This window comes from Brevundimonas sp. SORGH_AS_0993 (assembly GCF_030818545.1).
Taxonomy (GTDB): Bacteria; Pseudomonadota; Alphaproteobacteria; order Caulobacterales; family Caulobacteraceae; genus Brevundimonas.
Genome location: NZ_JAUTAH010000001.1, coordinates 1,163,363 through 1,189,089 on the forward strand (window position 1 = coordinate 1,163,363; position 25,727 = coordinate 1,189,089).

General features: G+C 64.8%; 18 protein-coding genes and 2 pseudogenes. 11 read left to right on the plus strand and 9 right to left on the minus strand.

Features of this window, described 5'->3' with window-relative positions:
- Window positions 1-12: 12 nt before the first annotated feature.
- On the minus strand, window positions 13-1,716 hold the full coding sequence (metG, locus tag QE389_RS05835; protein WP_307365352.1) for a methionine--tRNA ligase: 1,704 nt from the start codon (window positions 1,714-1,716) through the stop codon (window positions 13-15).
- 249 nt (window positions 1,717-1,965) lie between these two features.
- Between metG and QE389_RS05840 the strand changes: the two genes are divergently transcribed.
- The gene (locus tag QE389_RS05840; protein ID WP_307365354.1) at window positions 1,966-2,385 is read left to right on the plus strand and encodes an NINE protein; all 420 of its coding nucleotides are present in this window, start codon (window positions 1,966-1,968) and stop codon (window positions 2,383-2,385) included.
- Between the two features lie 346 nt (window positions 2,386-2,731).
- Here QE389_RS05840 and QE389_RS05845 read toward each other — a convergent pair whose 3' ends face one another.
- Together QE389_RS05845 and QE389_RS05850 are read right to left on the minus strand one after the other, a co-directional pair.
- Window positions 2,732-4,084 carry an MATE family efflux transporter gene (locus tag QE389_RS05845; protein WP_307365356.1) on the minus strand — a complete coding sequence of 451 codons (1,353 nt, stop codon included), beginning with the start codon at window positions 4,082-4,084 and terminating at the stop codon, window positions 2,732-2,734.
- A 63-nt stretch (window positions 4,085-4,147) separates the two neighbouring features.
- Window positions 4,148-4,546 carry a DUF1489 family protein gene (locus QE389_RS05850; RefSeq protein ID WP_307365359.1) on the minus strand — a complete coding sequence of 133 codons (399 nt, stop codon included), beginning with the start codon at window positions 4,544-4,546 and terminating at the stop codon, window positions 4,148-4,150.
- A 108-nt stretch (window positions 4,547-4,654) separates the two neighbouring features.
- Between QE389_RS05850 and QE389_RS14625 the strand changes: the two genes are divergently transcribed.
- Window positions 4,655-5,008, plus strand: coding sequence for a putative quinol monooxygenase (locus QE389_RS14625; protein WP_373458291.1), 354 nt, complete (start codon window positions 4,655-4,657; stop codon window positions 5,006-5,008).
- On the opposite strand, the gene QE389_RS05855 is transcribed toward QE389_RS14625, so the two are convergent.
- On the minus strand, window positions 4,941-6,953 hold the full coding sequence (locus QE389_RS05855) for a biotin carboxylase N-terminal domain-containing protein (RefSeq protein ID WP_307365360.1): 2,013 nt from the start codon (window positions 6,951-6,953) through the stop codon (window positions 4,941-4,943). The genes QE389_RS14625 and QE389_RS05855 overlap by 68 nt on opposite strands.
- 139 nt (window positions 6,954-7,092) lie before the next feature.
- On the opposite strand from QE389_RS05855, the pseudogene QE389_RS05860 reads away from it, so the two are divergent.
- The 3 genes and pseudogenes from QE389_RS05860 (at window position 7,093) to QE389_RS05870 (ending at window position 10,429) form a co-directional block, all read left to right on the plus strand.
- A pseudogene (locus QE389_RS05860) lies at window positions 7,093-7,705 on the plus strand (TIGR02466 family protein).
- A gap of 101 nt (window positions 7,706-7,806) precedes the next feature.
- Entirely contained in the window at window positions 7,807-9,474 is a 1,668-nt protein-coding gene (gene ettA, locus QE389_RS05865; RefSeq protein WP_307365362.1) for an energy-dependent translational throttle protein EttA, read from the plus strand.
- 28 nt (window positions 9,475-9,502) lie between these two features.
- Window positions 9,503-10,429 carry a 2-hydroxyacid dehydrogenase gene (locus tag QE389_RS05870; RefSeq protein ID WP_307365363.1) on the plus strand — a complete coding sequence of 309 codons (927 nt, stop codon included), beginning with the start codon at window positions 9,503-9,505 and terminating at the stop codon, window positions 10,427-10,429.
- Here QE389_RS05870 and QE389_RS05875 read toward each other — a convergent pair whose 3' ends face one another.
- Entirely contained in the window at window positions 10,430-10,831 is a 402-nt protein-coding gene (locus tag QE389_RS05875) for an EF-hand domain-containing protein (protein WP_307365365.1), read from the minus strand. It abuts the gene before it with no gap.
- 121 nt (window positions 10,832-10,952) lie between these two features.
- Between QE389_RS05875 and QE389_RS05880 the strand changes: the two genes are divergently transcribed.
- The 4 genes from QE389_RS05880 to metH all read left to right on the plus strand — a co-directional run bounded on the left by QE389_RS05880 (window position 10,953) and on the right by metH (window position 16,786).
- A complete protein-coding gene (locus QE389_RS05880; RefSeq protein ID WP_307368933.1) occupies window positions 10,953-11,915 on the plus strand; it encodes a metalloregulator ArsR/SmtB family transcription factor in 963 nt (320 codons plus the stop codon).
- On the plus strand, window positions 11,915-12,880 hold the full coding sequence (gene metF, locus QE389_RS05885) for a methylenetetrahydrofolate reductase [NAD(P)H] (protein WP_307365368.1): 966 nt from the start codon (window positions 11,915-11,917) through the stop codon (window positions 12,878-12,880). Before QE389_RS05880 ends, metF begins: the two co-directional genes overlap by 1 nt.
- On the plus strand, window positions 12,880-13,968 hold the full coding sequence (locus QE389_RS05890; protein ID WP_373458293.1) for a homocysteine S-methyltransferase family protein: 1,089 nt from the start codon (window positions 12,880-12,882) through the stop codon (window positions 13,966-13,968). The genes metF and QE389_RS05890 overlap by 1 nt, the downstream gene beginning before the upstream one ends.
- Window positions 13,969-14,119: 151 nt before the next feature.
- Window positions 14,120-16,786, plus strand: a complete 2,667-nt coding sequence (gene metH, locus QE389_RS05895; RefSeq protein WP_307365370.1) for a methionine synthase — start codon at window positions 14,120-14,122, stop codon at window positions 16,784-16,786.
- A 40-nt stretch (window positions 16,787-16,826) separates the two neighbouring features.
- Here the strand turns inward: metH and QE389_RS05900 are convergent, their stop codons facing one another.
- From QE389_RS05900 to QE389_RS05910, 3 genes are all read right to left on the minus strand, one after another.
- The gene (locus QE389_RS05900; RefSeq protein ID WP_307365371.1) at window positions 16,827-17,414 is read right to left on the minus strand and encodes a hypothetical protein; all 588 of its coding nucleotides are present in this window, start codon (window positions 17,412-17,414) and stop codon (window positions 16,827-16,829) included.
- A 140-nt stretch (window positions 17,415-17,554) separates the two neighbouring features.
- Entirely contained in the window at window positions 17,555-18,685 is a 1,131-nt protein-coding gene (locus QE389_RS05905) for a TonB-dependent receptor domain-containing protein (RefSeq protein ID WP_307368937.1), read from the minus strand.
- Entirely contained in the window at window positions 18,612-20,666 is a 2,055-nt protein-coding gene (locus QE389_RS05910; protein ID WP_307365373.1) for a TonB-dependent receptor plug domain-containing protein, read from the minus strand. Before QE389_RS05910 ends, QE389_RS05905 begins: the two co-directional genes overlap by 74 nt.
- 149 nt (window positions 20,667-20,815) lie before the next feature.
- Between QE389_RS05910 and QE389_RS05915 the strand changes: the two genes are divergently transcribed.
- Together QE389_RS05915 and QE389_RS05920 are read left to right on the plus strand one after the other, a co-directional pair.
- Window positions 20,816-21,352, plus strand: a complete 537-nt coding sequence (locus QE389_RS05915; RefSeq protein ID WP_307365375.1) for a hypothetical protein — start codon at window positions 20,816-20,818, stop codon at window positions 21,350-21,352.
- A gap of 216 nt (window positions 21,353-21,568) precedes the next feature.
- Window positions 21,569-22,473: pseudogene (locus QE389_RS05920) on the plus strand (MBL fold metallo-hydrolase).
- Between the two features lie 97 nt (window positions 22,474-22,570).
- On the opposite strand, the gene QE389_RS05925 reads toward QE389_RS05920, so the two are convergent.
- Window positions 22,571-25,723: a TonB-dependent receptor gene (locus tag QE389_RS05925; protein ID WP_307365377.1), complete on the minus strand. Its 3,153-nt coding sequence runs from the start codon at window positions 25,721-25,723 to the stop codon at window positions 22,571-22,573.
- Between the last annotated feature and the right edge of the window lie 4 nt (window positions 25,724-25,727).

A 25,727-nucleotide genomic window follows, 5' to 3' on the forward strand; every position in this document is an offset into this window, starting at 1 on the left:
CCCGCCGCCCGCTCACTGATCCGCGCCGCCGAAGCGTTCGGACCATTCCGCCACCTGGGCGTCCTCGACCTTGGCGAACAGCACCCCTTGCGCCTCCACCTTGCCGCCGACCCGCAGGGTGTTCAGCAGATCGGCGTCGGCGGCGGGCCAGGTCAGGTCCGTCACCCCGACCGAGGCGGCGATGCGCGGCGCGGTGAAGGGCAGGATCGGCGCGGCCAGACGCGCGAACAGGGCGACCATGTTCAGCCCGGTGCGAACACCGACGGCCGCCCGGTCGCGGTCGCTCTTCAGCGCGGTCCAGGGCGCGGCCTCCTGCAGATATTCGTTGCCCAGCACCCAGGCGGCGCGCACAGCGGCCGCGGCCTTCCTGAACTCCATCGCCTCGAACTGTTCCGTCGCCTCGGCCACGGCGGCGCGCAGGTCGGCCTCCAGCTTGGCTTCCAGCGGGCCGGCCTCTCCGCCTTCTGGCACGACGCCGTCGAACTTGGATTCGGCGAACTTGACGATGCGGTTGACGAAATTGCCCAGCACGTCGGCCAGGTCCTTGTTGATCGCCCCCTGGAACTGCTCCCAGGTGAAGGCGGCGTCGGAATGTTCGGGCCCGTAGGCGGTCAGATACCAGCGCCAATAGTCGGCCGGCAGCAGGTCCAGCGCCTGGTCCATGAAGACGCCGCGCTTCTGGCTGGTCGAGAACTTGCCGCCGTACCAGTTCAGCCAGTTGAAGGCTTTCAGCTGGTCGACCGTCTTCCACGGCTCGCCCGAGCCGATGATCGTGGCGGGGAAGCTGACAGTGTGGAAGGCGACGTTGTCCTTGCCCATGAACTGGACATAGCGGACATTCTCGCCCCCCTCGTCCAGCCGCCACCAGTCGCGCCAAGTGTTTCCGGTCGCCTCGGCCCATTCCTCGGTCGCGCCGATGTATTCGATGGGGGCGTCGAACCAGACGTAGAAGACCTTGTCCTCCATGCCGGGGCGGGGGAAACCGTCCTTGGTCACAGGCACGCCCCACGCCAGGTCGCGGGTGATGCCCCGGTCGATCAGCCCCTCGTCCAGATGTTTGTTGGCGATGGACTTGGCCAGCGGTTGCCAGCCCGACTTTCCGTCCACCCAGGCGCGGATCTGCGGCTCGATCTTCGTTTGCAACAGATACAGGTGCCGCGTGTCGCGCACCTCCAGGTTCCGGCTGCCCGAGACCGACGAATAGGGATCGATCAGGTCGGTGGGGTCCAGAAGGCGGCCGCAGTTGTCGCACTGGTCCCCGCGCGCCTTGTCATAGCCGCAGTGCGGACAGGTCCCCTCGACATAGCGGTCGGGCAGGAAACGGGCGTCGTCGATGGAGTAGATCATCCGATCCACCCGCTCCTCGATCAGGCCGTTCTTCTCCAGGGCCTCGGCGAAGTGCTGGGTCAACCGATGATTCTGCGGATTCGACGACCGACCGAACCAGTCGTAGCTCAGGCCGAACGCCTGGCCCGCCGTTTTCTGGATTTCGTGCTGCTCGTCGCAATAGGTCCGCACGTCCTGACCGGCGGCGGCGGCGGCCAGTTCGGCCGGGGTGCCGTGCTCGTCGGTCGCGCAGATATACAGCACCTCATGACCCTGCCCGCGCTTGAACCGCGCCCAGACATCCGCCGGCAGCATCGACCCGGCCAGATTCCCAAGGTGCTTGATGCCGTTGATGTAGGGCAGCGCCGAGGTGATGAGGATGCGGGCCATGATCGTCCAGGGAGTTCGGGGAAGCGCAGGGATATAGAGCGGCGGAACCGTTCCGTCACCTGCGCCTGATAAACAGCGGCGAACGACCCGAAGCCCGCTGCCCGACAAGCGTAGAGAGCTGCTTACGCTCAATTGCACAACCAGCTTCGACGCCCTTGACTCGTGCGCGCTGGGGTTGAGAGAACCACAAGGCAAAGGGGACGTATAATGACAAAATATGGTGGGCTAAGCGCCGACACTCAGGCGCTCATGGCGTTCGAGAGCAACAAGAAGTCCGTGGGCGTCGCGTATCTGCTCTGGTTCTTCACGGGCGGCGTCGGAGGGCATCGCTTCTATCTGGGGCGCACGGGCTCGGCCGTGTTTCAGCTGGTGCTGGCGATCCTGGGATGGACGCTCCTGTTGGCGGCAGGCTTTGGCCTTCTCTTTCTCATTCCATTAGGCATCTGGTTGCTGATCGACGCTTTCACCCTGGGCGGCATGGTTTCCGAGCAAAACAACGCCCTGATGGCGCGGTTGAGCAGCGCCCAACGTCAGACTTCGTCTTCGTCAGCTGACGATCTCGCGAAGTTCGCTGCCCTGAGAGACAGCGGCGCAATCTCCTCCGACGAGTACGAAGCTCAGAAGCGCCGCATTCTAGGCGCGCCCGGCGACGCAATCCTCCGACCGTGATCAGTATCGCCATGGCTGTCGCTTTACAGACCACCGCGCCCCAGAGTGAAGGCGCGCAACCAGCCTACGTCGTCGTCGAATGCGTGGCCGGACCCAATCAGGTTCCACAGCGATGCCGTGCGATCGAGGTTAGCCCCCCGGGTCAGGGTCTGGAGCCTGCAGCGGTTTCAGTCATTGAACGGGGTCGAGTGGAGTTACGGCAGGGCGTGCGCACGGGTCAACGGTTTCGAGCGAAGGTTGAATTCTCGCTGTTGGAAGACGACGCCCCGTCGGCGGCGGCTCCGGCAACTGAAACGCTGCATCAGGGTGTTTCCGAGCCGGCCAAGGCTAATGAGTGAGTTGACGTTCACCCATTAGCCGGCTCAGGCAACCGCCTTGCGATCCTTATGAAGCGCCCCGTCAGCAGGGCGCCGGAGATGACGCTGGCGACGATGACCGACCAGACCAGGCCGTCGACGCCGATCCGGTGCGCCAGCCACCAGCCCAGCGGGATCATGACCACGCCGTAGGAAAAGACGTGCATCAGGGTCGGCCAGACCACGTCGCCGGCGGCGCGGTTGGCCTGGGCGGCGACCACCTGCTGGGCGTCGGCGACGAAGAACAGCGTCGCCAGAACCAGGGCCGGGGCGGCGATGGCCAGGATCGCCGGATCGGCGGTATAGGCGCCGACCACCGGCCGCGCCGCCAGCCACAGGCCGAGGGCGATGACGAAGGCCAGCACCGTCACCACCCCGATGCCTATCAGGCCGCTGCGCATCACGCCCGCCTTGTCCCCCGCCCCATAGGCCCGGCCGACCAGCACGGCGGTGGCGGACGACAGGCCCATCGGCACCATGAAGACGATGGCGGACACATTGATGACCACCGCCCAGCTGGCGGTCTCGGCCGCGCCCAGTTGGCCGGCGAACAGGGTCATGGCGGCGAAGGCGCCGACTTCGACGAAGTTCGACGATCCCGCCCCGATGCCGACCCGGATCTGCTCCACCTCGGTCGAACGGTCGCGGCGCGGCTTGGCGAACAGCCCCCATTGCCGCGCCTCGGGCAAACGCAGGATGTAGACGGCCAGAAACACCGCCAGGGCCGTGCGCGCACCGAACGTCGCCCAGGCCGAGGCCACGGCCCCATGCACCCCTAGCCCGAACGGGTCGGGCACGAGCATCAGGTTCAGGCCCAGATTGACGGCATTGGCGACCCACATGGCGACCATGCCCGCCTTGGGCCGATGCAGACCCTCCAGAAAGAACTGCGCCGCCACTGAAATCAGATAGGCCGGCATCGACAAGGCGAAGACCATCAGCACGGGCGAGGCGCCCTCGGCCAATCCGTCCTCCAGTCCCATGCGGACCATGCCGAACGGCCCCAGCAGCAAAAGCCCGATCATGGACACCACGCCGATCTGCAGGGCATAGACCAGGCCGCGACGCAGCACGGCGCCGACCTCGTCGTGCCGTCCCTCGCCCCGCAGGCGAGCGGTCATGACCTGGACCCCCATCATCAGACCGACCGCCGTGGTCAGCACCACCGACGACGGCGCCCAGGCCAGGGAGTGGAAGGCCAGTTCGCGGCTGGAATAGTGGCCCACCACGATGGCGTCGGTCAGCCCCATGGTCATGATGCCCAGCCGCGCCATGACCACCGGCCAGGCCAAGGTCGTCAATTCACGAAGGGTGGATCGGGCGTGGGAGCTGAAACGCATCATGGGACGCGGCACAGGCCATGGGCGACCGTCGGGGTCAACTCCCAAAAACTTTGTGGATTTACGCTACCAGGCGCCCAGTTCGCGCAGTTGCCGGACCAGATCCTCGGGCGCCTCGCCCGCGTCCAGCGTGTCCAGATCGGTCGGCGCGTCCTTGGACTCCAGATAGCGCCAGCCCTGGAACGGCCGTCGCGCCAGGGGCGCCGTGCGGATCACCCGGGGCTCCAGCGTGATCTCGCAGCGGCTGGCCTTGCCCTCGCCCAGGGTGGCGATGTCCAGGATCGGCTGACGACAGACGACCGTTCCCTTGACCACCCAGTACAGCGACCCGCCATCCTCGATCTCGGCGACGCGCTTGGGCGTCATCCGGGTGTGGACGATCAGCGGCTTTCCGCCCCTGGCGCGGTTTTCCAGCCATTCGACGTCGGACACCCCGACGCAAAGCTTGATCATGTGCAGCGGCATGGCGCTCACCTAAGCGCTCGCCGACCGAATAGCCAGAATTCTTAAGACCCGGCCGGCTAGAAGGCGTTTCTCATTGAGCAGGACGCCGCCCGCCGGGCGTCGGGAACGATGTACGGACTGATTACCCGCCTGGTGGCTCATCCCGGTCGTCGCGACGAACTGGCCCTGATCCTTCTGGATCCCACGCTGCGGCGTCACGGCTGCCATTCCTATGTCGTGGCGCACGACCTGGCCCACACCGACACTCTGTGGGTGACGGAAATCTGGACCGACGCCGAAACCCACGAGGTCTGCACCCAAGACATCCGTAAGAGCGGCGTCTGGGCCCCGTCCTTGGCCTTCTGGTCAGTGTGGACGACGCCATCCAGACACGCCCCTTGGGCGGCGTCGGGCTTTAATCGGCCGCCTTCACCACCGCCAGGACGGTCCCATCGACGACCTGATCGCCCACGACGACATTGAGCTCGGCCACCACCCCGTCGAAGGGCGCGGTCAGGGCGTGCTCCATCTTCATGGCTTCCAGCACCACCACCGGCTGGCCCTTGTTCACGGCGTCACCTGACTTGGCGGGCGCCGCGACGATCTTGCCGGGCATGGGTGCGCGTAGAGAGCCGTCGGAGGCGGAGCCGCCTGCGCCGGCCCCGCCGCCGTGGCGCGGGGTTTCGAAGGTCCAGGCTTCGCCGCCGTAGAAGACGACGGGCTCGTCCACCGGCCGGACCAGTGAGGCGTACTCCTGCCCGTCGCGAAAAAGGGCCACGTCGCCTGTCAGCACATAGGCCCCCAGGGTCTGGTCGTTCAGGTCCACGTTGAAATAGCTGCCGTGCTCATCCGGACGCACGGACGCCTCGACCAAGGCGCCGTTGATGCGAGCGCGCTGAGACGCCGCCACGCCGCCGTTCAGTCGAAAGCCGTAAAGGCCATAGGCGGTGGGCGACCAGGGCGAGGCCTCGCGGCCGGTCTTCATCGGCCGCACCCATTCTTCGGCGTGATGGGCCTCGGACGCCAGAACCGCCAGAGCCGCCGCCTGCACCTCGGTCGGCGCCGCAACGTGGGTCAGGGCGGCCTCTTCCGCCGCGATGAAGCCGGTGTCGACGTCGCCCGCCACGAAGCGCGGATGGTCAAGGCAGCGCTTCAGGAACCCGGCGTTGGCCTTGACCGGCCAGACGCAGACCTCGGCGCAGGCCTTGGCCAGACGTCCGGCGGCGGCTTCGCGGCTGTCTTCGTGCACGATCAGCTTGGCGATCATGGGATCGTAGAACTGGCTGACCTCGCCACCCCAGGTCACGCCGGTATCGACGCGGATGTCGTCAGGGAGGCTGAAATACTCCAGCGCGCCGATCGAAGGCAGGAAGCCGTTGGCGGGATCCTCGGCGTACAGCCGCGCCTCCATGGCCCAGCCGTTCAGCTTGATCTCGTCCTGCTTCAGCGGGATCGGCTCGCCCGCCGCCACGCGCAACTGCCATTCGACAAGATCGACCCCGGTGATGGATTCCGTCACCGGATGCTCGACCTGCAGCCGCGTGTTCATCTCCATGAACCAGATGCGGTCGGACTTCAGCTCGTCCGAGGCGTCGGCGATGAACTCGATGGTCCCCGCGCCCTGATAATCGACGGCCTTGGCGGCGCGGACGGCGGCGGCGGTCACGGCCGCGCGGGTGGCGGCGTCCATGCCCGGCGAGGGTGCCTCCTCGATCACCTTCTGGTGGCGGCGTTGCAGCGAACAGTCGCGTTCGTACAGGTGGACGACGTTTCCGTGGCTGTCGCCGAAGACCTGCACCTCGATATGGCGCGGGCGAGTGATGTAGCTTTCGATCAGAACGCGCGGGTCGCCGAAAGACGACTGCCCCTCGCGCTGGGCGCTGGCCAGGCCGTCGGCGAAGTCCTCGGGCCGGTCGACCTTCTTCATGCCCTTGCCGCCGCCGCCCGCTACCGCCTTGATCAGAACGGGAAAGCCGATACGGTTCGCCTCGGCCGTCAGCGTCTCCAGGGACTGGTCCTCGCCCTGATAGCCGGGGGTGACGGGCACGCCCGCTGCGATCATCAGCTTTTTCGCCGCGTCCTTCAGCCCCATGGCGCGGATGGAGGCCGGCTGCGGCCCGATCCAGACGATGCCCGCCGCCACGACGGCCTCGGCGAAGTCGGCGTTCTCGGACAGGAAGCCATAGCCGGGGTGGATCGCCTCCGCCCCCACAGCCTTGGCCGCCGCCAGCACCTTGGCGCCGTCCAGATAGCTCTCGCGGGCCGCCGCCGGGCCGATCAGCACCGCTTCGTCGGCCTCGCGCACATGCAGGGCTTCGGCGTCGGCTTCGGAATAGACGGCGATGGTGCGTAATCCCATCCGCTTGGCGGTTCGGAAGACGCGACAGGCGATTTCGCCGCGATTGGCGACAAGGACGGACTTGAACATCCGCTGTTCTTAGCCGGATCGTGCGCGCCTGCACAGGCGTCCTGCCTCCCCAGCACGGGAGCCTGTATGGAACCATGCAGGGGTTCCGGCATGGGAAAGAGGAGTTCCCGTCCGCGCATCGACAGGCTATCCCCCGTCCATGTCCCTGCGCCCCCTCTTCGTCACCCAGGTCTATGAAGCCTCTCTCGCCGACAGCCGGGGCTGGCCCGACTTCAACGCGCAGTTGGTCGACGTCGTCCGCATGATGGCCGAAGAGGACGAGGCGGGCCGTCGCTGGTGCCGCGCCAACGCCTACCGGGGCTACACCTCCTACGCCTCGTTGAACGATCTGCCGCAGCGGTTCCCGGAGTTCGCGGAACTGAAGCGTCATCTGGATCGCCACGCCATCGCCTATGCCCGGGCCCTGAACTTCGATCTGGCCAGGAAGCCGCGCCTCGACAATCTGTGGGTCAATATCCTCAAGCCCGGCGGCGGCCACACCGGCCATATCCACCCCCACGCCTTCCTGTCCGGCACCGTCTATGTCGCCGTGCCCGACGGCGCCTCGTCGTTGAAGCTGGAAGACCCGCGCCTGCCCTTGATGATGGCCCGCCCCGGCGTAACCGACGACGCGCCCGAAGCCGAACGCCCCTTCGTCTATCTGCGCCCCCAGGCCGGGACCGTCCTGATGTGGGAAAGCTGCGCTGCGGCACGAGGTGCCGACCAACCAGGCCAGGTCCGACCGCATCTCCATCAGCTTCAACTACGCCTGACCCGGCCCGTCGCGCGACCGCCTTATTTGCCCTTCGCGCGCCGGATCGCTACATCGGGCCAACTCCCCAATCAGACGAACCCAAAGGGCGCGACGCACCTCATGGCGCAGCAATATATTTTCCAGATGCAGGGTCTGACCAAGACCTTCCCCGGCGGCCGCAAGATCTTCGAGAACATCTGGCTCAGCTTCTATAACGACGCCAAGATCGGCGTGGTCGGCGTCAACGGCTCGGGTAAGTCCACCCTGCTGAAGATCATGGCCGGTCTGGACACAGAATTCACCGGCGAAGCCAAGGCCGCCGACGGCGTCAAGCGCGGCTATCTGGAGCAGGAGCCTCAGCTCGACCCCGCCCTGAACGTGCGCCAGAACGTCGAGGCATGGTGCGAAGAGAAGCAGTGGGTCAACCGCTTCAACGAGGTCGCCGCCGAACTCGGTGAAAACTACACCGACGAGCTGATGGAGGAGATGACCGCCCTTCAGGAGAAGATCGACGCCGGCGACGTCTGGGACATCGACAGCCGCATCGACCAGGCCATGGGCGCCCTGCGTTGCCCGCCCGACGATTGGGAAGTCACCAACCTGTCCGGCGGTGAAAAGCGCCGCGTGGCCCTGGCCCGCCTGCTGCTGTCCAAGCCCGACATGCTGCTGATGGACGAACCGACCAACCACTTGGACGCCGAATCCGTCGCCTGGCTGCAGCACCACCTGGAGAACTTCCCCGGCTGCGTCATTCTTGTGACCCACGACCGCTACTTCCTCGATCAAGTCACCAAGTGGACGCTGGAGCTGGACCGCGGCAAGGGCCACCCGCACGAGGGCAACTATTCCTCGTGGCTGGAAGCCAAGCAGAAGCGCGTGGTGCAGGAGCAGTCGGAATCCGAAGCCCGCCAGCGCGCCCTCACCCGCGAACTGGAATGGGTCCGGTCGGGCGCCAAGGCCCGTCAGGCCAAGTCCAAGGCCCGTCTGGCCGCCTATGAGAAGATGGTCGCCGAACAGGAGAACGCGACCAAGGCCCAGTCCTTCGCCGTCATCCAGATTCCGCCCGGCCCGCGCTTGGGCAATGTGGTTCTGGAGGTCGAGGGCCTGCAGAAATCCTATGGCGAAAAGACCCTGTTCGACAATCTGACCTTCAAACTGCCGCCCAACGGCATCGTCGGCGTCATCGGCCCGAACGGCGCCGGCAAGTCGACCATGTTCAAACTGATTACCGGCCAGGAACAGCCCGACGGCGGCACGATCAAGGTCGGCGAGACGGTCAAGCTGGCCTATGTCGATCAGTCGCGCGACGACCTGAAGCCGGACGAAACCATCTGGCAGGCGATCAGCGGCGGCACCGACGTGATGATGGTCGGCAAGCGCGAGATCAACACCCGCGCCTATGTCGGCAGCTTCAACTTCAAGGGCGGCGATCAGCAGAAGAAGGTCGGCCAACTGTCGGGTGGCGAGCGCAACCGCGTCCATCTGGCCAAGACCCTGGCGTCCGGCGGCAATCTGATCCTGCTCGACGAACCGACCAACGACCTGGACATCGAGACCCTACAGAACCTGGAAGAGGCGCTGGAAGAGTTCGCCGGCTGCGCCGTGGTCATCTCCCACGACCGCTGGTTCCTTGACCGCCTGGCCACCCACATCCTGGCTTTCGAAGGCAATGGCCATGTCGAGTGGTTCGAGGGCAACTTCGAAGCCTACGAACAGGACAAGATGCGCCGCCTGGGCGCCGACAGCATCATCCCCAAGCGCGTTCAGCACCAGAAGTTCGGCCGCTGATCGCCTGACCTGAAAAAGGAGCCGCTGCATGACCCAACGCCCCGCCGTTCTCATCATGCAGCGGCATCTGGCCCCGCTCTCCGGCTTTCTGGAGAGCGCCTTTGACGTGTATCGTTTCTGGGAAGGGCCGCCGGTCGAGGCCGCCCATGACATCCGCGCCCTGATCGTCGCGGGCGAGTATCCGCTGGATAAGACGCTGATCGAGCGCCTGCCGAACCTTGGCCTGATCGCCTGTTTCACCGCCGGCTACGACGGCATCGACGTCGAATGGTGTAGGGCGCGCGGCCTGCCAGTCACTCATGCGCCGGGCGTCAATCACGAAGACGTGGCCGATCATGCGCTGGGCCTGATCCTGGCCGCCCGTCGCCAGATCGTTTCCGGCGACCGTCAGGTCCGCAACGGCGATTGGAAGGTCGAATCCCGCACCATCACCCCCTCCCTGGCCGGTCAAAAGCTGGGCGTCGTCGGCCTGGGCCACATCGGCCGCGCGGTGGCCGAACGGGCCGGGGCGTTCCGCATGAATGTGTCCTGGTGGGGTCCCCGCCCGCATGAGGCGCGATGGCCCCGCGCAGACAGTCTTCTGAACCTGGCCAAGGACAGCGACATCCTGGTCGTGGCCTGCAAGGCCGATGAGACCAATCGCGGTCTGATCTCGCGCACGGTCATCCAAGCCCTGGGGCCGGACGGCCTCCTGATCAATGTCTCTCGCGGTCAGGTGGTGGATGAAGACGCCCTGATCGACGCCCTGAAGTCCGGCGTCCTGGGCCAGGCGGCGCTGGACGTCTTCCAGGAAGAACCCACCGATCCGACGCGCTGGGCGGACACGCCCAATGTGATCCTGACGCCCCACACCGCCGGCGCGACGACCGCCGGAGTGCAGGGCATGCTGGTGCTGCTGATCGAAAACCTGCAGGCCCATTTCGCGGGCGCCCCCCTGAAGACGCCCGTGGTCTGATCAGTTCGGCCGTTGGGGCCGCTCGTCGGCGGTCACGACGCCGTCGCCGTTCTTGTCCAACGCCTTGAACAGGGTCTGGACGCCCGTATTCATCTCCTCGCGGGTGATACGGCCGTCGCCGTCGGCGTCGAAGCGCGCCAGCATACGCCCGCCTCGCGCATTGGCCAGTTCGGCGGCGTCGATCACCCCGTCATGATTGGCGTCCAGCCGGTCGAACAGCCGGCCAGTGCGCGACTGCATCTCGGCCACGGTTTCGCGCTCGGGCGGGCGCATCATGCCCATGCGCGGCCCAGCCTGGTCGCCGGACATCTGCGGCATGGGCGGGTCGGGAAAGTCGCTTTGGGCCATGGCGGGACCTGCGACGGCGAAGGCGGCGACGGCGGCGATCATGATAAAGCGCATGAGATTGCTCCAAAGGGCGTTATCCTCCTCAAACGCGCGCACGAAGTTTTCCCGTCGCGCGATTTCCGAGACCGCGCTTTTTCCTTGCACAATCATATAAGGATATCCTTATATGAAACGCATGAGCCTGTCCGCCGATCAGACCGTCGAAGCCCTGCGCGCTGCGGGCGAACCGACCCGTCTCCGCATCCTGTCGCTGCTGGGCGGCGAGGAACTGTCGGTCATGGAGCTGTCGCGCATCTTGGATCAAAGCCAGCCGCGCGTCTCGCGCCATCTCAAGCTGATGACGGACGCCGGACTGATCGAACGGTTCCCGGATGGGGCGCGGGTCTATTATCGCCTGTCGCACGACGCCCAGGCGCGCCGCCTGATCGACACGGTTCTGGACATCCTGGCCGACGACGCGGGCGAGGCCGACCACCGCCGTCTGGACGACGTGCGCAAGGAGCGCGAGGTCGCCGCCGCCGACTATTTCGAACAGGTCGCGCCTCAATGGGACCGGCTGCGCTCCCTCTATGTCAGTGAAACCGCCGTCGAAGCGGCTCTGGAACGAGCCGTCGGCCCCGGACCGTTCGAGCGGGTCGTGGACCTGGGCACCGGCTCGGGCCGGATGCTGACCCTGTTCGGCAAGAAGGCCAAGATGTCGGTCGGGCTGGACCTCAGCCAGAACATGCTGAACATCGCCCGGGCCAATGTCTCCAAGGCCGGGTTGGACAAGGTCGAACTGCGCCACGGCGACATCTTCTCCACCCGCCTGCCCGCCGCCAGCGCCGACCTGGTGATCGTGCATCAGGTGCTGCACTATCTGGCCGATCCCGCCGCCGCCGTGTCCGAGGCCGCGCGCCTGGTCAGCGTGGGCGGCCGCCTGGTCATTGTGGACTTCGCCCCACACGACTTCGAACATATGCGCGAGGCGCATCAGCATCGCCGCCTGGGCTTCGCCGACGCCGAGATCCGCGACTGGCTGACCGGCGCAGGGCTGACGCCCTCGGCGCCCATCGCCCTGCCCCCCGACAACGAGGGCCTGACCGTAACCATCTGGACTGCGCAGCGCCGCGCCCAGTCCGAACGAAAGACCGCCTGATGGCCGCCCCCGCCCTGAACCTGGCCGATGCCCGCGCCCTGCTGCTGTCGCCGCTGGGGCCGGTCGCCCGCGCCGGGTCGAACCACAATGCGGTCAACGTCTCCTTCGAATTCTTTCCGCCCAAGTCGGACGAGGCCGAAGCCAATCTGTGGAAGGCCGTCCGCAGGCTGGAGCCGCTGAACCCCGCCTTCGTCTCCGTCACCTATGGCGCCGGCGGCTCGACCCGCGAGCGGACCCACCGCACGGTTCAGCGCATCATCGGCGAGACCACCCTGCGCCCCGCCGCCCACCTGACCTGCGTGGAGGCCAGCCGTGACGAGGTGGACGAGGTGATCGAGGGCTACAAGGCCATCGGCGTCGATCACATCGTGGCCCTGCGCGGCGACCCGCCCGGCGGCATGAACGATTCCGGGAGCATCGGCGGCGCCTATCAGCCCCGCGCCGACGGCTACGCCAACGCCACCGAACTGACGGCCGCCATAAGTCGCATCGGCGGTTTCGAAGTGACGGTCGGCGCCTATCCGGAGAAGCACCCGGAAAGCCCGTCCATCGACCACGACATCGAGGTTCTCAAGGCCAAGATCGACGCGGGCGCCACGCGCGCCGTGACCCAGTTCTTCTTCGACATCGAGGCCTTCCTGCGCTTCCGCGACCGGGTGCGCGCGGCGGGGATCACGATTCCGCTGATCCCCGGCATCATGCCGGTGTCGAACTTCGCGGGACTGAAGCGAATGACGGCGGCGTGCGGCGCGGCCCTGCCCGACTGGCTGGCGGCCCATTTCGACGGCCTGGACGACGACCCCGAGACCCGCAAGCTGCTGGCCGCCTCCATCGCCGCAGAGAACTGCGCGCGTCTGCAGGAGGAGGGCTTCTCGGACTTCCACTTCTACACCCTGAACCGGGCCGAACTGGTTTACGCCATCTGCCGGGTGCTGGGCGTGCGCGAACAGAAGGCCGTCGCCTGATGCCGTTGACCCGTTCCGAACGCATCGCCGCCCTGCATCAGGCGGCCAGGGATCGCATTCTGGTCCTGGACGGCAGCTGGGGCGTCATGATCCAGCGGCGCGGCCTGTCGGAAGCCGATTTCCGCGGCGACCGCTTCACCACCGCCAACGGCTATGACGAGCGCGACCAGATGAAGGGGAACAACGACATCCTCTGCATCAGCCGGCCCGACATCATCGCCGACCTGCACGATCAGTATTACGGCGCCGGCGCCGACATCTCGGAAACCAACACCTTCTCGGCCACCGTCATCGCCCAGGACGACTACAAACTGGACGCCCAGGCCGTCTGGGACATCAACCTGGAAGGCGCGAAACTGGCCCGCGCCTCAGCCGATCGCTGGACGGAAAAGGAGCCGCACAAGCCCCGTTTCGCCGCCGGCTCCATCGGCCCGCTGAACAAGATGCTGTCGATGTCGTCTGACGTGAACGATCCCGGCGCCCGCAGCGTGACCTTCGACCAGGTCTATGACGCCTATCGCCATCAGGTGCAGGCGCTGAACGAAGGCGGCGTGGATCTCTATCTGATCGAAACCATCACCGACACGTTGAACTGCAAGGCCTGCATCAAGGCGATCAAGGATCTGGAGGACGAGGGGTTGGAGCCCCTGCCCATCTGGATTTCCGGCACCATCACCGACCGTTCGGGCCGCACCCTGTCGGGCCAGACGGCCGAGGCTTTCTGGAACAGCGTGCGCCACGCCAAGCCCTTCGCCGTCGGCTTCAACTGCGCCCTGGGCGCCGACCTGATGCGGCCCTTCATCGCCGAACTCAGCCGCGTCGCCGACACCCTGGTCGCGGCCTATCCCAACGCCGGCCTGCCCAACGCCATGGGCCAGTACGACGAGGAACCGCACGAGACCGCCCACTTCATCGAGGAATGGGCGGCGTCCGGACTGGTCAACATCGTCGGCGGCTGCTGCGGCACGACGCCGGACCACATCCGGCATGTCGCCGAGGAAGTCGCGCCGCTGAAGCCCCGCGCGATCCCGGAACGGCCGGTGGCCTTGCGGCTGAGCGGCCTCGAACCGTTCGAACTGGTGTCGTGATGGCTTTCCTCACCCGCTCATCCCGGCGAAAGCCGGGACCCAGTTCTTTGGGCGATAGCCGCCGATGCGTGGGTGTCGCCCGTCATCCCAGACACCGTGCCTCACAAAAGCGCTGGGTCCCGGCTTTCGCCGGGATGAACGGAGTTTTTGCGTGAGACCTGTCTTCATCAACGTCGGCGAACGCACCAACGTCACCGGCTCGGCCAAATTCCGCAAGCTGGTGGTCGAGGGCGACTATTCGGCGGCTCTGGACGTCGCCCGGCAACAGGTCGAGGCCGGCGCCCAGATCATCGACGTCAACATGGATGAAGGGCTGCTGGACGGCGTCGTCGCCATGCAGACCTTCCTCAACCTGATCGCGGCCGAGCCCGACATCGCCCGTGTGCCGGTGATGATCGACAGCTCCAAATGGGAGGTGATCGAGGCGGGCCTGAAGTGCGTCCAGGGCAAGCCCATCGTCAATTCCATCTCGATGAAGGCGGGCGAGGCCGAGTTCCGCGACCATGCGGTCAAATGCCTGCGTTACGGCGCCGCCGTCGTGGTCATGGCCTTTGACGAGGTGGGCCAGGCCGACACCGCGGCCCGCAAGATCGAGATCTGCACCCGCGCCTATCGCATCCTGGTCGACGAGGTCGGTTTCCCGCCCGAGGACATCATCTTCGATCCCAACATCTTCGCCGTGGCGACGGGGATCGAGGAGCACGACAACTACGCCGTCGACTTCATCGAGGCGGTCAGGGTCATCAAAGCCACCCTGCCCTACGCCCGCATCTCGGGCGGGGTGTCGAACGTGTCGTTCAGCTTCCGCGGCAACGAGCCTGTGCGCCGGGCGATCCACAGCGTCTTCCTGTACCACGCCATCAACGCCGGCATGGACATGGGCATCGTCAACGCCGGCGACCTGCCGGTCTATGACGACATCGACGCCGAACTGCGCGAGGCGGTCGAGGACGTGATCCTGAACCGGCCCCAGCGGACCAATGTGTCCAACACCGAGCGGCTGGTGGACATGGCGCCCCGCTACAAGGGCGAGAAGGGTCAGGCCCGCGTCGTCGATCTGAAATGGCGCGAACAGCCGGTCGGCAAGCGGATCGAACACGCCCTGGTCAACGGCATCACGGAGTTCATCGAGGCCGACACTGAAGAGGCGCGCCTGGCGTCAGAGCGCCCGCTGCATGTGATCGAAGGCCCGCTGATGGACGGGATGAACGTGGTCGGCGACCTGTTCGGCTCGGGCAAGATGTTCCTGCCCCAGGTGGTGAAGTCCGCCCGCGTGATGAAACAGGCCGTCGCCTGGCTGGAACCCTTCATGGAGGCCGAAAAGGCAGGCAAGCCGCGCGAACAGGCGGGCCGTATCCTGATGGCCACCGTCAAGGGCGACGTCCACGACATCGGCAAGAACATCGTCGGCGTCGTGCTTCAGTGCAACAACTACGAGGTCATCGACCTGGGCGTCATGGTCCCGGCCGACCGCATCCTCGACGCCGCCGTCGAGCACAAGGTGGACATCATCGGCCTGTCCGGCCTGATCACGCCGAGCCTGGACGAGATGGTCTTCGTCGCGCGCGAGATGCAGCGGCGCGGCTTTTCCATCCCCCTGCTGATCGGCGGGGCGACAACCAGCCGGACCCATACCGCCGTGAAGATCGAGCCCGGCTACTCGGCCGGATCGACCACCTATGTCGTCGACGCCAGCCGCGCCGTGGGCGTCGTCTCCGGCCTGCTGTCCCCCACCGACAAGGCGCGCAACGAAGCCGCCACCCGCGACGAATACATCCGCATCCGCGAACAATATGCGCGCGGCCAGGAGGTGAAGGCCCGCGCCTCGATCCAGCAGGCGCGAGACAACCGCTGGCGGCCCGCCGAGGACCAGTCGCCTGCCCCCGCCCCGTCCTTCCTGGGCGTGCGCGCCTACGACGCCTGGGACCTGAAGGACCTGGCCGATCACATCGACTGGACGCCCTTCTTCGCCAGTTGGGAGTTGATCGGCCGCTATCCGCTGATCCTGGAGGACGAGATCGTCGGCGAGGCCGCGCGCGACCTGTTCAAGGACGCGCAGGACATGTTGAAGCGGATCATCGAGGAGCGCTGGTTCACCGCCAGGGGCGTGGTCGGCTTCTGGCCCGCCAATGCGCGCGGCGACGACATCCTGGTCTGGAGCGACGAGACCCGCACGACCGAAATCGCCCGCTTCCACGGCCTGCGCCAGCAGATCGCCAAGTCCAACGGCAAGCCGAACCTGTGCCTGTCCGACTTTGTGGCGGAGACGGGTCAGGACTATATCGGCGCCTTCGCCGTGACCGCCGGGCATGGCGAACTGGAGAAGGCCGCCGCCTTCAAGGCCGCGGGCGACGACTATTCCGCCATCATGGCCACCGCCCTGGCCGACCGCCTGGCCGAAGCCTTCGCCGAGCGGCTGCACAAGGCGGTGCGGACCCAGCTCTGGGGCTACGCCGCCGATGAGGCCACCAGCGTTCAGGACCTGATCGAGGAAAGATACCAGGGCATCCGCCCCGCCCCCGGCTATCCGGCCCAGCCCGACCACACGGAAAAGGCCACCCTGTTCCGCCTGCTGGACGCCGGGACCAACGCGGGCATGGCCCTGACCGAAAGCTTCGCCATGACGCCCCCGGCTTCGGTCTCGGGCCTGTATTTCGGCCACCCCGGCAGCCACTATTTCGGCGTCGGCAAGATCGACCGCGATCAGGTCGAGGACTATGCGGGCCGAAAGGGATGGGATGTGGAGACGGCCGAACGCTGGCTAGCTCCCATCGTCAACTACGATCCTTACGCCCCGAAACGCGAAACGGCGGCCTGACCGAAGCCAGACCGCCGTTTCTCGTCAGTTGATCGGTGGATCAGTTGGCGGTGGCAGACGCTGCGGCCGGCGCTTCCAGCCCGACCTCAGCCGGGGTGGCCGGCGGGGTGGTGATGTTCTCGCGGATACGGCGCGCCGCGTGTTCGCAGCGGCCCGGCAGGCCGTAGAACAGGCCGAACGACTGGCTGCGCGCCGCTTCGTCCTGGCTGGCCAGCAGCGGCGCCCATTGCGCCTTCACCGCCGCGACCGCACGGGCCGCCTCCGCCTTGGATGCGGCGCTCTGGCGCGGCGTGGCGGCGGCCAGTGCGCTGCGGAAATCCTGCGCTTCCAGACGGCCCAGACGCACCAGCTCCGTATCCTCGGGCGCAGGGTTCGTCAGGGTCTCGCCCAGATCGGCGTGGCCCGTCACCAGGGCGTCGCACCAGGCGACCAGCGGATAGTCCGCCGTCGGCGCCCCGCGCGGCAGCGGATTGGAATAGGCGATAGCCTCGCGCACCTTCAGGGCGTCGGCCGTCTCGGCCGGACGCGCGCCGGTCACGACGGGGCCTTCCGGCTCCTGAGCGAAGCCGGCGCTGCTGGCGCCGATCAGCGACAGGGCGGCCACGCCGCCAAGAAGGGTCTTCAACATGATGGTCCTTGAACTCCACGCCGCGACTGCGGGCGGCGAAGCTTAACGTTCTCAGCCCCAAATGGTTTTTCTGCGACCGCCCCCAACGAAAAAGGCGGCGGAGCGTGGCCCCGCCGCCTCAGTTTGTGGTCAGATCGATCTTAGAACTTGGCGGTCAGACCGACGTAGTAACGGCGACCCAGAACGTCGTATGTCGACGGATCGGTGTTGGCTTGAACGCCCGGCGAGTAGACGCGCGGGGATTCGTCGCCGACATTGTTGACGCCTGCGCGCAGGGCGACCGCGTCGTTGATCGACCACGAGGCATTGACGTCGAAGTAGTGCAACGGCTCCAGCACGTTGGTCGTGCCGAACTGCGTCATCTCACCCACGCGACGCCAGCGAACCCCAGCGCCGAACGGGCCCTTGGACCAGTTGACCGACGTCAGCAGCTTCCATTCGGGGAAGGTGTTGCCGAAGACGCTGTCGATCGTGCCGGTGCGGTTGATGAACGGGCCGCCGGCCGTGTCCTGGCGTTCCCAGTTCTCCAGCCAGCCGACCACGACGTTGACGTTGAACGCGCCGATATCCGGCAGGCCCACGTCCGCGGCGTCGATGCGGTAATCGACCTGCGCGTCGATGCCCGAGGTCTTCAGCGTCGCCAGGTTCTGGTTCAACTCGCGCGCCTGGACCACATTGCCAGTCAGCGGGTCGCGTTGGAACAGTTGGCAGTATCCATTGGTCGCGTCGTAGGTCGGGTTCTGGCCTTGGGCATTATAGCAGCCCTGCAGCTGGGCGGCAGCGCCGACCGTGCCGATCACGTTCGTGATCTCGATGTTGTAGTAGTCAATCGAGGCCGAAATGCCCGACAGCCAGGCGTTCTGGAAGCGCGACTGATAGACGGCGCCGACCGACCAGGTGTCGGCGGTTTCTTCTTCCAGGTTCACATTCCCGCCGGTGATGCCCGACACTTGGTTGTTGCCGAACTGATAGCTGTCGACCGACGCCGCCGAGATGCCTTGTGCGATACACAGAGCGCGGACCTGCGCGGCGTTGGTGCCGTTGCGGTAGCTGCTGCGGATATCGCAAGGATCGCCCGACAGACCCGCCGCCGACGGCGTACCGACCGAAGGGAAGCTGGTGTTGGTGGGGGCGTACAGTTCGCCGATCGACGGTGCGCGGACGGCGCGGTTGGCACCGCCTCGCAGACGCAGTCCGTCAACGACGCCCCATTCGACGTCGCGCCTTATAAGCCGCCACGCCGCCGATGGTGCTGTAGTCCGAATAGCGATAGCCGAGGGTCAGCTCAAGCGACTGAACGAACGGCAGGTCGCTGAGCACCGGCAGCAGCACTTCAGCGAATAGTTCGCGCGAGTTGGTCGAACCGGACAGCGCCTGTTGCGGATTGAATCCGGCGATTTCGGAGCCGCCCACATTGCCGCCGTCCGGAAGACCGTTCAGCCCCAGATGCGGGGTGACAGGGTTGGTCTGGGCCAGCGAAGCGTCCGGACGGAATGCGAAGTCGTCCTGACGATACTGCACGCCGAAGGCGCCCCGGGCTTCGCCCGCAGGCAGTTCGAAGAGCTTGCCCTGCAAGGAGGCTTCAACGACGCGCTGCTCACTGATCGTCGTGTTCTGTGCGCGACGCGAGATGTAGTTGACACAAGACGCCGAAAGGTTGGACTCGCCGAACGGATCGAAGCCGCCGGTGCAGAGGCTGGCACCGCCGTCGGGCGCGTCGAGCAGACGCTGAACGGCCGAGCGGGACACGTTGCCGGTCTGGGTGTTCACGTTGTCGACCCGGCCGTATTGCGCATAGACGTCATACGTCCAGCTGCTCTTGGGCACCTGGCCGCGAACGCCGGTCGTGATCTGGTAGACGTCATAGCGGTCGTTGCCGATCCGGCCGCCCACTTCCGTGAATCGCTTATTGAGCAGGAAGGAACCGGCCGGGTTCGGCCGGGCGTTCAGGAACGTGCGAATGTCGCCCGTAATGAACGGGTTGGTGGACGGCACGCGGAAACCGGTGCCCGGCACGTTGTTGGCGGCGGGCGTCGCCGCCAGTTCCTGCTGAGCCTCATACTGGGTGAACAGCACGTTGCCGTAAACCTCGGCGTTCTCGTTGATCTTGTACCGACCGCCCGCATAGACGTTGTAGCGATCAAGCGGTAGTTGCAGCGAGTTAAGCGCGCCGGTGTTGAAGGCATAGGTGCCGACGCCGGGTTGCGCGAAACCATCATAGGTGATGCCGCCAGGGCTCTGGAAGTTGCGGGTCAGGACATAGCTGAACAGCGAGTTGTTGTTGTTGAAGCCGAACTGGCCCGAGTTGCCGACGCAGGGCGCAGTCGGGTTGCTCGATGTCGGACAGACAGTCGGCGTGCCGAAGTAGCTGTTGATGAACGCCTGACTGGGCAGGTTGCCGGCGTCGAACGTCGTGGACCCCAGGGGCGTCGTGCCCGAGGCGCCCGAAATCGCGGCCCAGTCGCGCGCCGCATTATAGATTTGCGCCCGTGTGGAGCGCCCCAGCGACAGCACCATGTTGCCACGGTCGTCTGCGAAGTTGCCCCCCAGGGTCAGCGAATAGCTTTCGGTGGCGCCGTCGCTGCGGTCCGTTTGGCCATACTGCGCGTCGATCTGAACGCCTTCGAAGCTTTCATTGAGAATGAAGTTGGCAACCCCGGCCAGGGCGTCCGAACCATAGGCGGCCGAGGCGCCGCCCGAGATCACTTCGATGTTCTTGATAAGGGCGGTGGGGATGATGTTGACATCGACGACGCCGGACGAGTTCGACGGCACGACGCGACGACCGTTCATCAGCACAAGAGTACGAGACGTCCCCAAACCGCGCAGGTTCAAGTTGGCCTGGCCGCCGTTCGAAGGGTTGTTCGAGGTCGAATTGATAGAAGGAACGAACTGCGGCATGTCGTTCAGCAGGGTGTCGATCGTGACCGAGCCGGTCGCCTGGAAGTCTTCCGTATCGACGGTCACGATCGGGCTCGTCGATCGATAGTCCTGACGCGCGATCCGCGAACCCGTCACGACGATTTCGCCGACTTCGGTGGCCTGGTCGGCCGTCTGCGCAAACGACGGCGACGCGACCAGAGCCAGCGCGGCCCCCCCGATGATCGTGCTCGCCAACAGTCCGCTGCGATACTTGATGGTGTTCAAGGCATATTCTCCCGGAAAGAGCCGGACACGCGATTTGCGCCCCGCTCGATCAATATCCAATGCCGGTCCGATGACCGATGGGAGCAGACAGCGCAGCAACCGCACACCAAGTCTAGCTTCAAGGTGCCCGTTCGCCACAGTATGGGCGCATATGTCGCAAGAGCGACACAGTTTCGGCGCTCTTTAGTGAGCCTCGCGCATGGCATTTCTTGTGGCAAGATTGTGGCGCACCTCCAAACATTGAAAGAACAAATATGCACATACTGCGGCCGTTCTGCGGAATTTTTACCGCAACGCTTACCCTCCCCACGTTCACTTTTGCCACCGCTGTGGATCAAACAGGCACTTTTCAACCCGCCGCCTCGAACGCGATCCAAGCGGTGACGCAATGCCGGACGATCGAGTCGGATGCAGCGCGCCTGGCGTGCTTCGATGCGGCAGCGGCGACACTGGCGGCCGCAGGCGAGGTCGCCATCGTCAGTCGACAGGAAATTCAACAGAATCAGAGGCGGCTCTTCGGATTCGATGTATCGATCGTCAATCCCTTCGACCGCGACGGACGCACCGAGGAACTTCAGTCGATCACCGCCACCTTGACGTCAGCCCGCAATCTGGGGCGAGGCGAATGGATCATCACGCTCGACGACGGCTCCATCTGGCGAAAGATCGACTCAGGCGACCTCAGCCTTTCGACGCGCCGCCGGTATTCCGTCACGGTCCGTCGGGCGGCGATGGGCAGCTATATGATGAAAGTGGGCGACGCGCCGCCTTTCCGGGTCAGACGACAGTAGACGCTACCGTTGAATCGCCGTTCGCGTCGCATAGGGCGCGGGCTCCGGGGTGCAGGAGGCTGCGATGAGTTGGATCGCCATGAGACACAACAGGGCCGCAACCAGGGCCTGGAGCCGTTTTGAAACAGCGAGAAGGATCGACCGGGCCAAAGGACGTGCTCCGAATGATGTTGCCGCCTCCGCCCCGCAAGGCGCGCGCCAAGTCGTCGCGGCGCCGTGATTCCCTTCGTTCGCGCGTTCGACTTCGCCTATGGCCGATGCGACCGGGTGTCTCCCTTGATCCAGCGTGTGATCGCTGAAAACCCGGGGCCCTTCACCTTCACCGGCACGGGAACCTATATCGTCGGCCGGCCCGAGGCGGGGGCGACCGCGGCGGTCATCGATCCCGGCCCTCTGAGCCAGGCTCATCTGAACGCCCTCCTTGACGCGGTAAAGGGCCGCACCGTCAGCCACATCCTCGTTACGCACACCCACCGCGACCACGCCTCTCTCTCGCTCGCCCGTTCGCGGAAAGAACCGGCGCAACCATCCTCGCCGCCCGACCGCCGGCCGCCGATACCCATGCTTCGGGCGCGGTGGACGAAGATGAGGATGCGGAGTTTCGTCCGGATGTCCTGTTGACCGAAGGCGAGCGTTTGGACGGCGACGAGTGGAATCTCGAAGTCTTGGCGACGCCAGGTCATGCGTCCAACCACCTGGCCTTCATCCTGGAGGAAGAGAACGCCTTGTTCAGCGGCGACCACGTCATAGCGTGGTCGACAACGGTCGTCGCCCCGCCCGACGGCGACATGCGCACCTATATGGACAGCCTTGACCGCGTGATCGCGCGCGGCTTCGCCACAATCTGGCCCACCCACGGCGCGCCCGTCACCGATGTTCAACCATTTCTCATTGCCTATCGCGCGCATCGCCTTCAGCGCGAGACCCAAATCCTGGCACGGCTTGCCGCGGGAGACCGCACCGTCGTCGCGATTGTCCCCGCACTTTACGCTGGGGTTGATGGACGTCTATGGCCTGCCGCCTCGCTCTCGGTCCTCGCCCACTTGATGAAGCTAGTCGACGATCAGCGCGTGACTGTCGATGGACAAGCCTGGCGGGACACCCGTTTCTTTCGTGCCTAACGGCTGCTCAGGTCTTTAACGCTAAGTCGCATAGCGGATTGAAAAAGCGGCGGAGCATGCTCCGCCGCCTCTTCGTCGTTAGCCTGCTTCGACGGTATTAGAAACGATACCGCAGTCCGAAGCGAAGCGTGCGAGGTGCCTGGTAGCTACGCGCCATGCCGTAATACGGCGCGCGCGCGTTGGGCACGTTTGCGGGGGTACGAATCAGACCTTGCTCCACGACGCGGGTCACAGCGTCGTTATCGAACACATTGAAGATGTCGATCGAAGCCGTAAGCGCGCCCTTCGTCTCCGTCTGCAGGAGGTTGAAGTTCATGCTCAGGTCCAGCTGATAGGTCCAAGGGGTTTCACCCTGTGACCCGCGCGGGGTTGAGATTACCGCGTTGTTGGCGCCGATGGGGCAGTACCAACCCGAAGGTGTCCCCGTTTGCGGCGACAGAGGATCGACCGAAACCGGGACGCGACCTAGGCAACCATAGTAACGGCCCGACTGCGCCGTGAAGTTAGCGCCAACGTTGAAGAAGTCGTTGGGCGCGTAAGACCCGAACAGCTTGATCGTATGGGCGTGGTGATTAGGAAGATAACCATAGGAACCCAATGAACTCGCCGAATGGTCGTAGTCTTGAGTGATGGAAGTGTCAGTCTGACCAATGTCAGATTTAACAGCCCCTTCGTAATTGCCCTTAGATTCCGCCAAGGTATAGGAACCCTGCAATCCCCAACGTCCATCGAACGGACGCTCGAAGGTGAATTCCAGCGCCTGATACTTGCGATCAACCTTCGGCAGATTCAAATCCTCCGCCGTCAGTTCAATTTGCTGGGGGTTGTAGGCAGGGTTCGCAGCGTTACCCACGGTGCGTGTGTCGCCTTGCAGATCGATGAAGACGGAAGCGCCGTCGCCTGGGTTCACCAAGACATACGGGAACAGCGACGAGAAGCCGGAATCGCCCGGACCACTTTGACCGCAAGCCGTGTTGGTGCGGACGCAGTACCGCACGATGGCGTCACCGATGGCCGTATCTTCGATAGCCTGTTCGAGATTGCGATGGATGTAGCGAACGCCGGCCGACCAGTCCGCAAACATGCCGTCGCTGAAGCTGTGCTCATATCCCAGAACGAACTCGCGCTCATACATGGGTTTGAGGTCGGCTTCAGCCACCGTGCGCGGATCAGGAGCGCCAGGAGGGCTCAGGTAGTCGATCTGACGCCGGGTGCCGAGAACGGGATAGTTGCCGTTAAGAACCAGAGCACCGCTACCGTTGCGAGAGGCGTCGAAATACTCGTCGGTGTAAACTTCGCCCGACGAGGCACGGATCGACGTATTTGTCGCGATCGGCAGGTAATAGTCGCCAAACGAGCCATAGATGCGATTTGCGCCGTCGTCCAACGGATCCCAGTTGAAGCCCAAACGCGGCGCCCATTGATCATCGACTTTGATATAGCTTTCGCCATCGACGTTCTTGTAATCGTAGCGATCGTTACGAACACCAAGTTGAAGATTCAGGTTCGGGAGAATGTCCCAAGAGTCTTGGATATAAAGAGCGCTTTGGTCCGCCGTGAAGCGGCCATTGTTGGCGAAGGTCAGAACTTCGACGCATCCCGCAGCTAGCGTGCCTGCCGGGCAATCGGCTTGATCGAGCGCGTAGTACAGCGCACCGCCAGAATAGGCGCTACGAGCCGTCGAAAGCAGGTCTTCCTTGTCATAGCCCACCCGGATATGGTGATCGCCCAGCAGATTGACATAGAAGTCGGCATCGACCCGATAGGTTTTACGAATATCGGTGCCTTCGAGATTGTAGGGTCCGGCGTGAATACCCGCCGTGATAAAACCGCCCCCGTTCGCCACATAGTCACGAATGCCGGGCAGGTTAACCGGGTCGCCGTAATCCAGCTGCGAGTTTTCCTGCCGGCCATACAGAGCGGACAAAGTGAACCAGTCAGTGAAGACACCGGTGTACTTGTAGATTTGCGTGATGCCGCCAGCGTCAGCGTAAATCGGCGCGGTTTCGCGCAGATAGGCGTCTGTCGCGGCGTCAAATGTCTTAGTGACAGTCGTGGTGGTCGTTTTGTCGTTGATGACCGTCGCTTCAAGGCGATGCTGCGGATTCAGGACAAAGTCCAGCTTCACAGCCCAACGCGGATCGTCGTAAGATGCATAGCTTTGTGTGCGCGTGGGGACAGCCGTGCCATTAGGGTTCGCCGCACTGTAGGAATAGGTGCGCGAGCGAGCCCCGGCGGTTTCAACGTCCCGGATGTTGTAGACGCCGAACAGGAAGAGGTGATCCTTCCATAGTGGACCGCCGATGTAAGCCGTGTAGTCCTTTATATCGCTTTCGGAATACTGATTGAAGTTCTGAATGCCAGCGGCGTTGTTGCCTCCAGCCTGGTAAGACACGCCACGCGAACTACGCAGGCTGTTCGGTGTCCAGTAGCTGCTGACGCCTCCGGTCCACTCATTTGTGCCGGATCGGGTGACAATGTTGACCACACCGCCAGTGGCGTGGCCGTATTCTGCCTGATAGCCACCCGTCTTGACGTCGATCGTCTGAATGAAATCAAATGGAAGTTCGCCATAACCTAGGAAGCTTCGCTGGTCGGTGACATTCAGACCATTGATATAATATACACTTTCAGCAGCCGACGTGCCCGAGAGTGATACCAGCGACTGATTACGGCGCGAACTGGCTGCGATGGTGGCGTCGGGAGCCGACGCACCGGGCGTGAACAAGGTCACTGCGTTGATGCTTCGGCCGGTCGGCACACGGTCGGCGAAGTCTTGAACATCGACGCTCAGGCCCGTGTCCGTGCGGCTAAAGTCCTGCGTCTTTTTAGCGCCGATGACAACGATGTCGCCAAGGTTGGCAGCGCCATCAGAAGACGATACCGTAAAGGCGTAGCTGCTGCCGCCCGGTGAAACGCTGATCCGGTCGGTCGTTGAACCCGCAGAAGATGTAATCGAAATCTCGTAGGGGCCGACCGGCAGGGCCGGCAGTCGGAAAGCGCCGTTCGCATCGGTGGTCGTGGTCCGAACAGCCCCCTGTGCTGAGGTCGTGGAGACGGTTGCTCCTGCGATGCGTGCGCCTGAGGCGTCGGACACCGTGCCCGAAAGGATTCCGCTGGTGTAGTCCTGCGCCACAGCCGAAGTCGGCGTCAGCACGGCAGCGGCGGGAATGGCGACCAGGGCCATCAAGGCGGCCCCGCCAATCACGGTGGATCGCAGCAACCGCTGGCGAATATTGGGTGAAGTCAAATTT

Excerpts from the sequence above, each read along its gene's own strand:
- metF (WP_307365368.1), top strand. The coding sequence starts at position 11,915 with ATGGCCGCCCCCGCCCTGAACCTGGCCGATGCCCGCGCCCTGCTGCTG.
- QE389_RS05915 (WP_307365375.1), top strand. The coding sequence starts at position 20,816 with ATGCACATACTGCGGCCGTTCTGCGGAATTTTTACCGCAACGCTTACC.
- QE389_RS05880 (WP_307368933.1), top strand. The coding sequence starts at position 10,953 with ATGAGCCTGTCCGCCGATCAGACCGTCGAAGCCCTGCGCGCTGCGGGC.
- QE389_RS05890 (WP_373458293.1), top strand. The coding sequence starts at position 12,880 with ATGCCGTTGACCCGTTCCGAACGCATCGCCGCCCTGCATCAGGCGGCC.
- ettA (WP_307365362.1), top strand. The coding sequence starts at position 7,807 with ATGGCGCAGCAATATATTTTCCAGATGCAGGGTCTGACCAAGACCTTC.
- QE389_RS05870 (WP_307365363.1), top strand. The coding sequence starts at position 9,503 with ATGACCCAACGCCCCGCCGTTCTCATCATGCAGCGGCATCTGGCCCCG.
- metG (WP_307365352.1), bottom strand. The coding sequence starts at position 1,716 with ATGGCCCGCATCCTCATCACCTCGGCGCTGCCCTACATCAACGGCATC.
- QE389_RS05900 (WP_307365371.1), bottom strand. The coding sequence starts at position 17,414 with ATGTTGAAGACCCTTCTTGGCGGCGTGGCCGCCCTGTCGCTGATCGGC.
- QE389_RS05875 (WP_307365365.1), bottom strand. The coding sequence starts at position 10,831 with ATGCGCTTTATCATGATCGCCGCCGTCGCCGCCTTCGCCGTCGCAGGT.
- QE389_RS05855 (WP_307365360.1), bottom strand. The coding sequence starts at position 6,953 with ATGTTCAAGTCCGTCCTTGTCGCCAATCGCGGCGAAATCGCCTGTCGC.
- QE389_RS05850 (WP_307365359.1), bottom strand. The coding sequence starts at position 4,546 with ATGCCGCTGCACATGATCAAGCTTTGCGTCGGGGTGTCCGACGTCGAA.
- QE389_RS05840 (WP_307365354.1), top strand. The coding sequence starts at position 1,966 with ATGGCGTTCGAGAGCAACAAGAAGTCCGTGGGCGTCGCGTATCTGCTC.
- QE389_RS14625 (WP_373458291.1), top strand. The coding sequence starts at position 4,655 with ATGTACGGACTGATTACCCGCCTGGTGGCTCATCCCGGTCGTCGCGAC.
- QE389_RS05845 (WP_307365356.1), bottom strand. The coding sequence starts at position 4,084 with ATGATGCGTTTCAGCTCCCACGCCCGATCCACCCTTCGTGAATTGACG.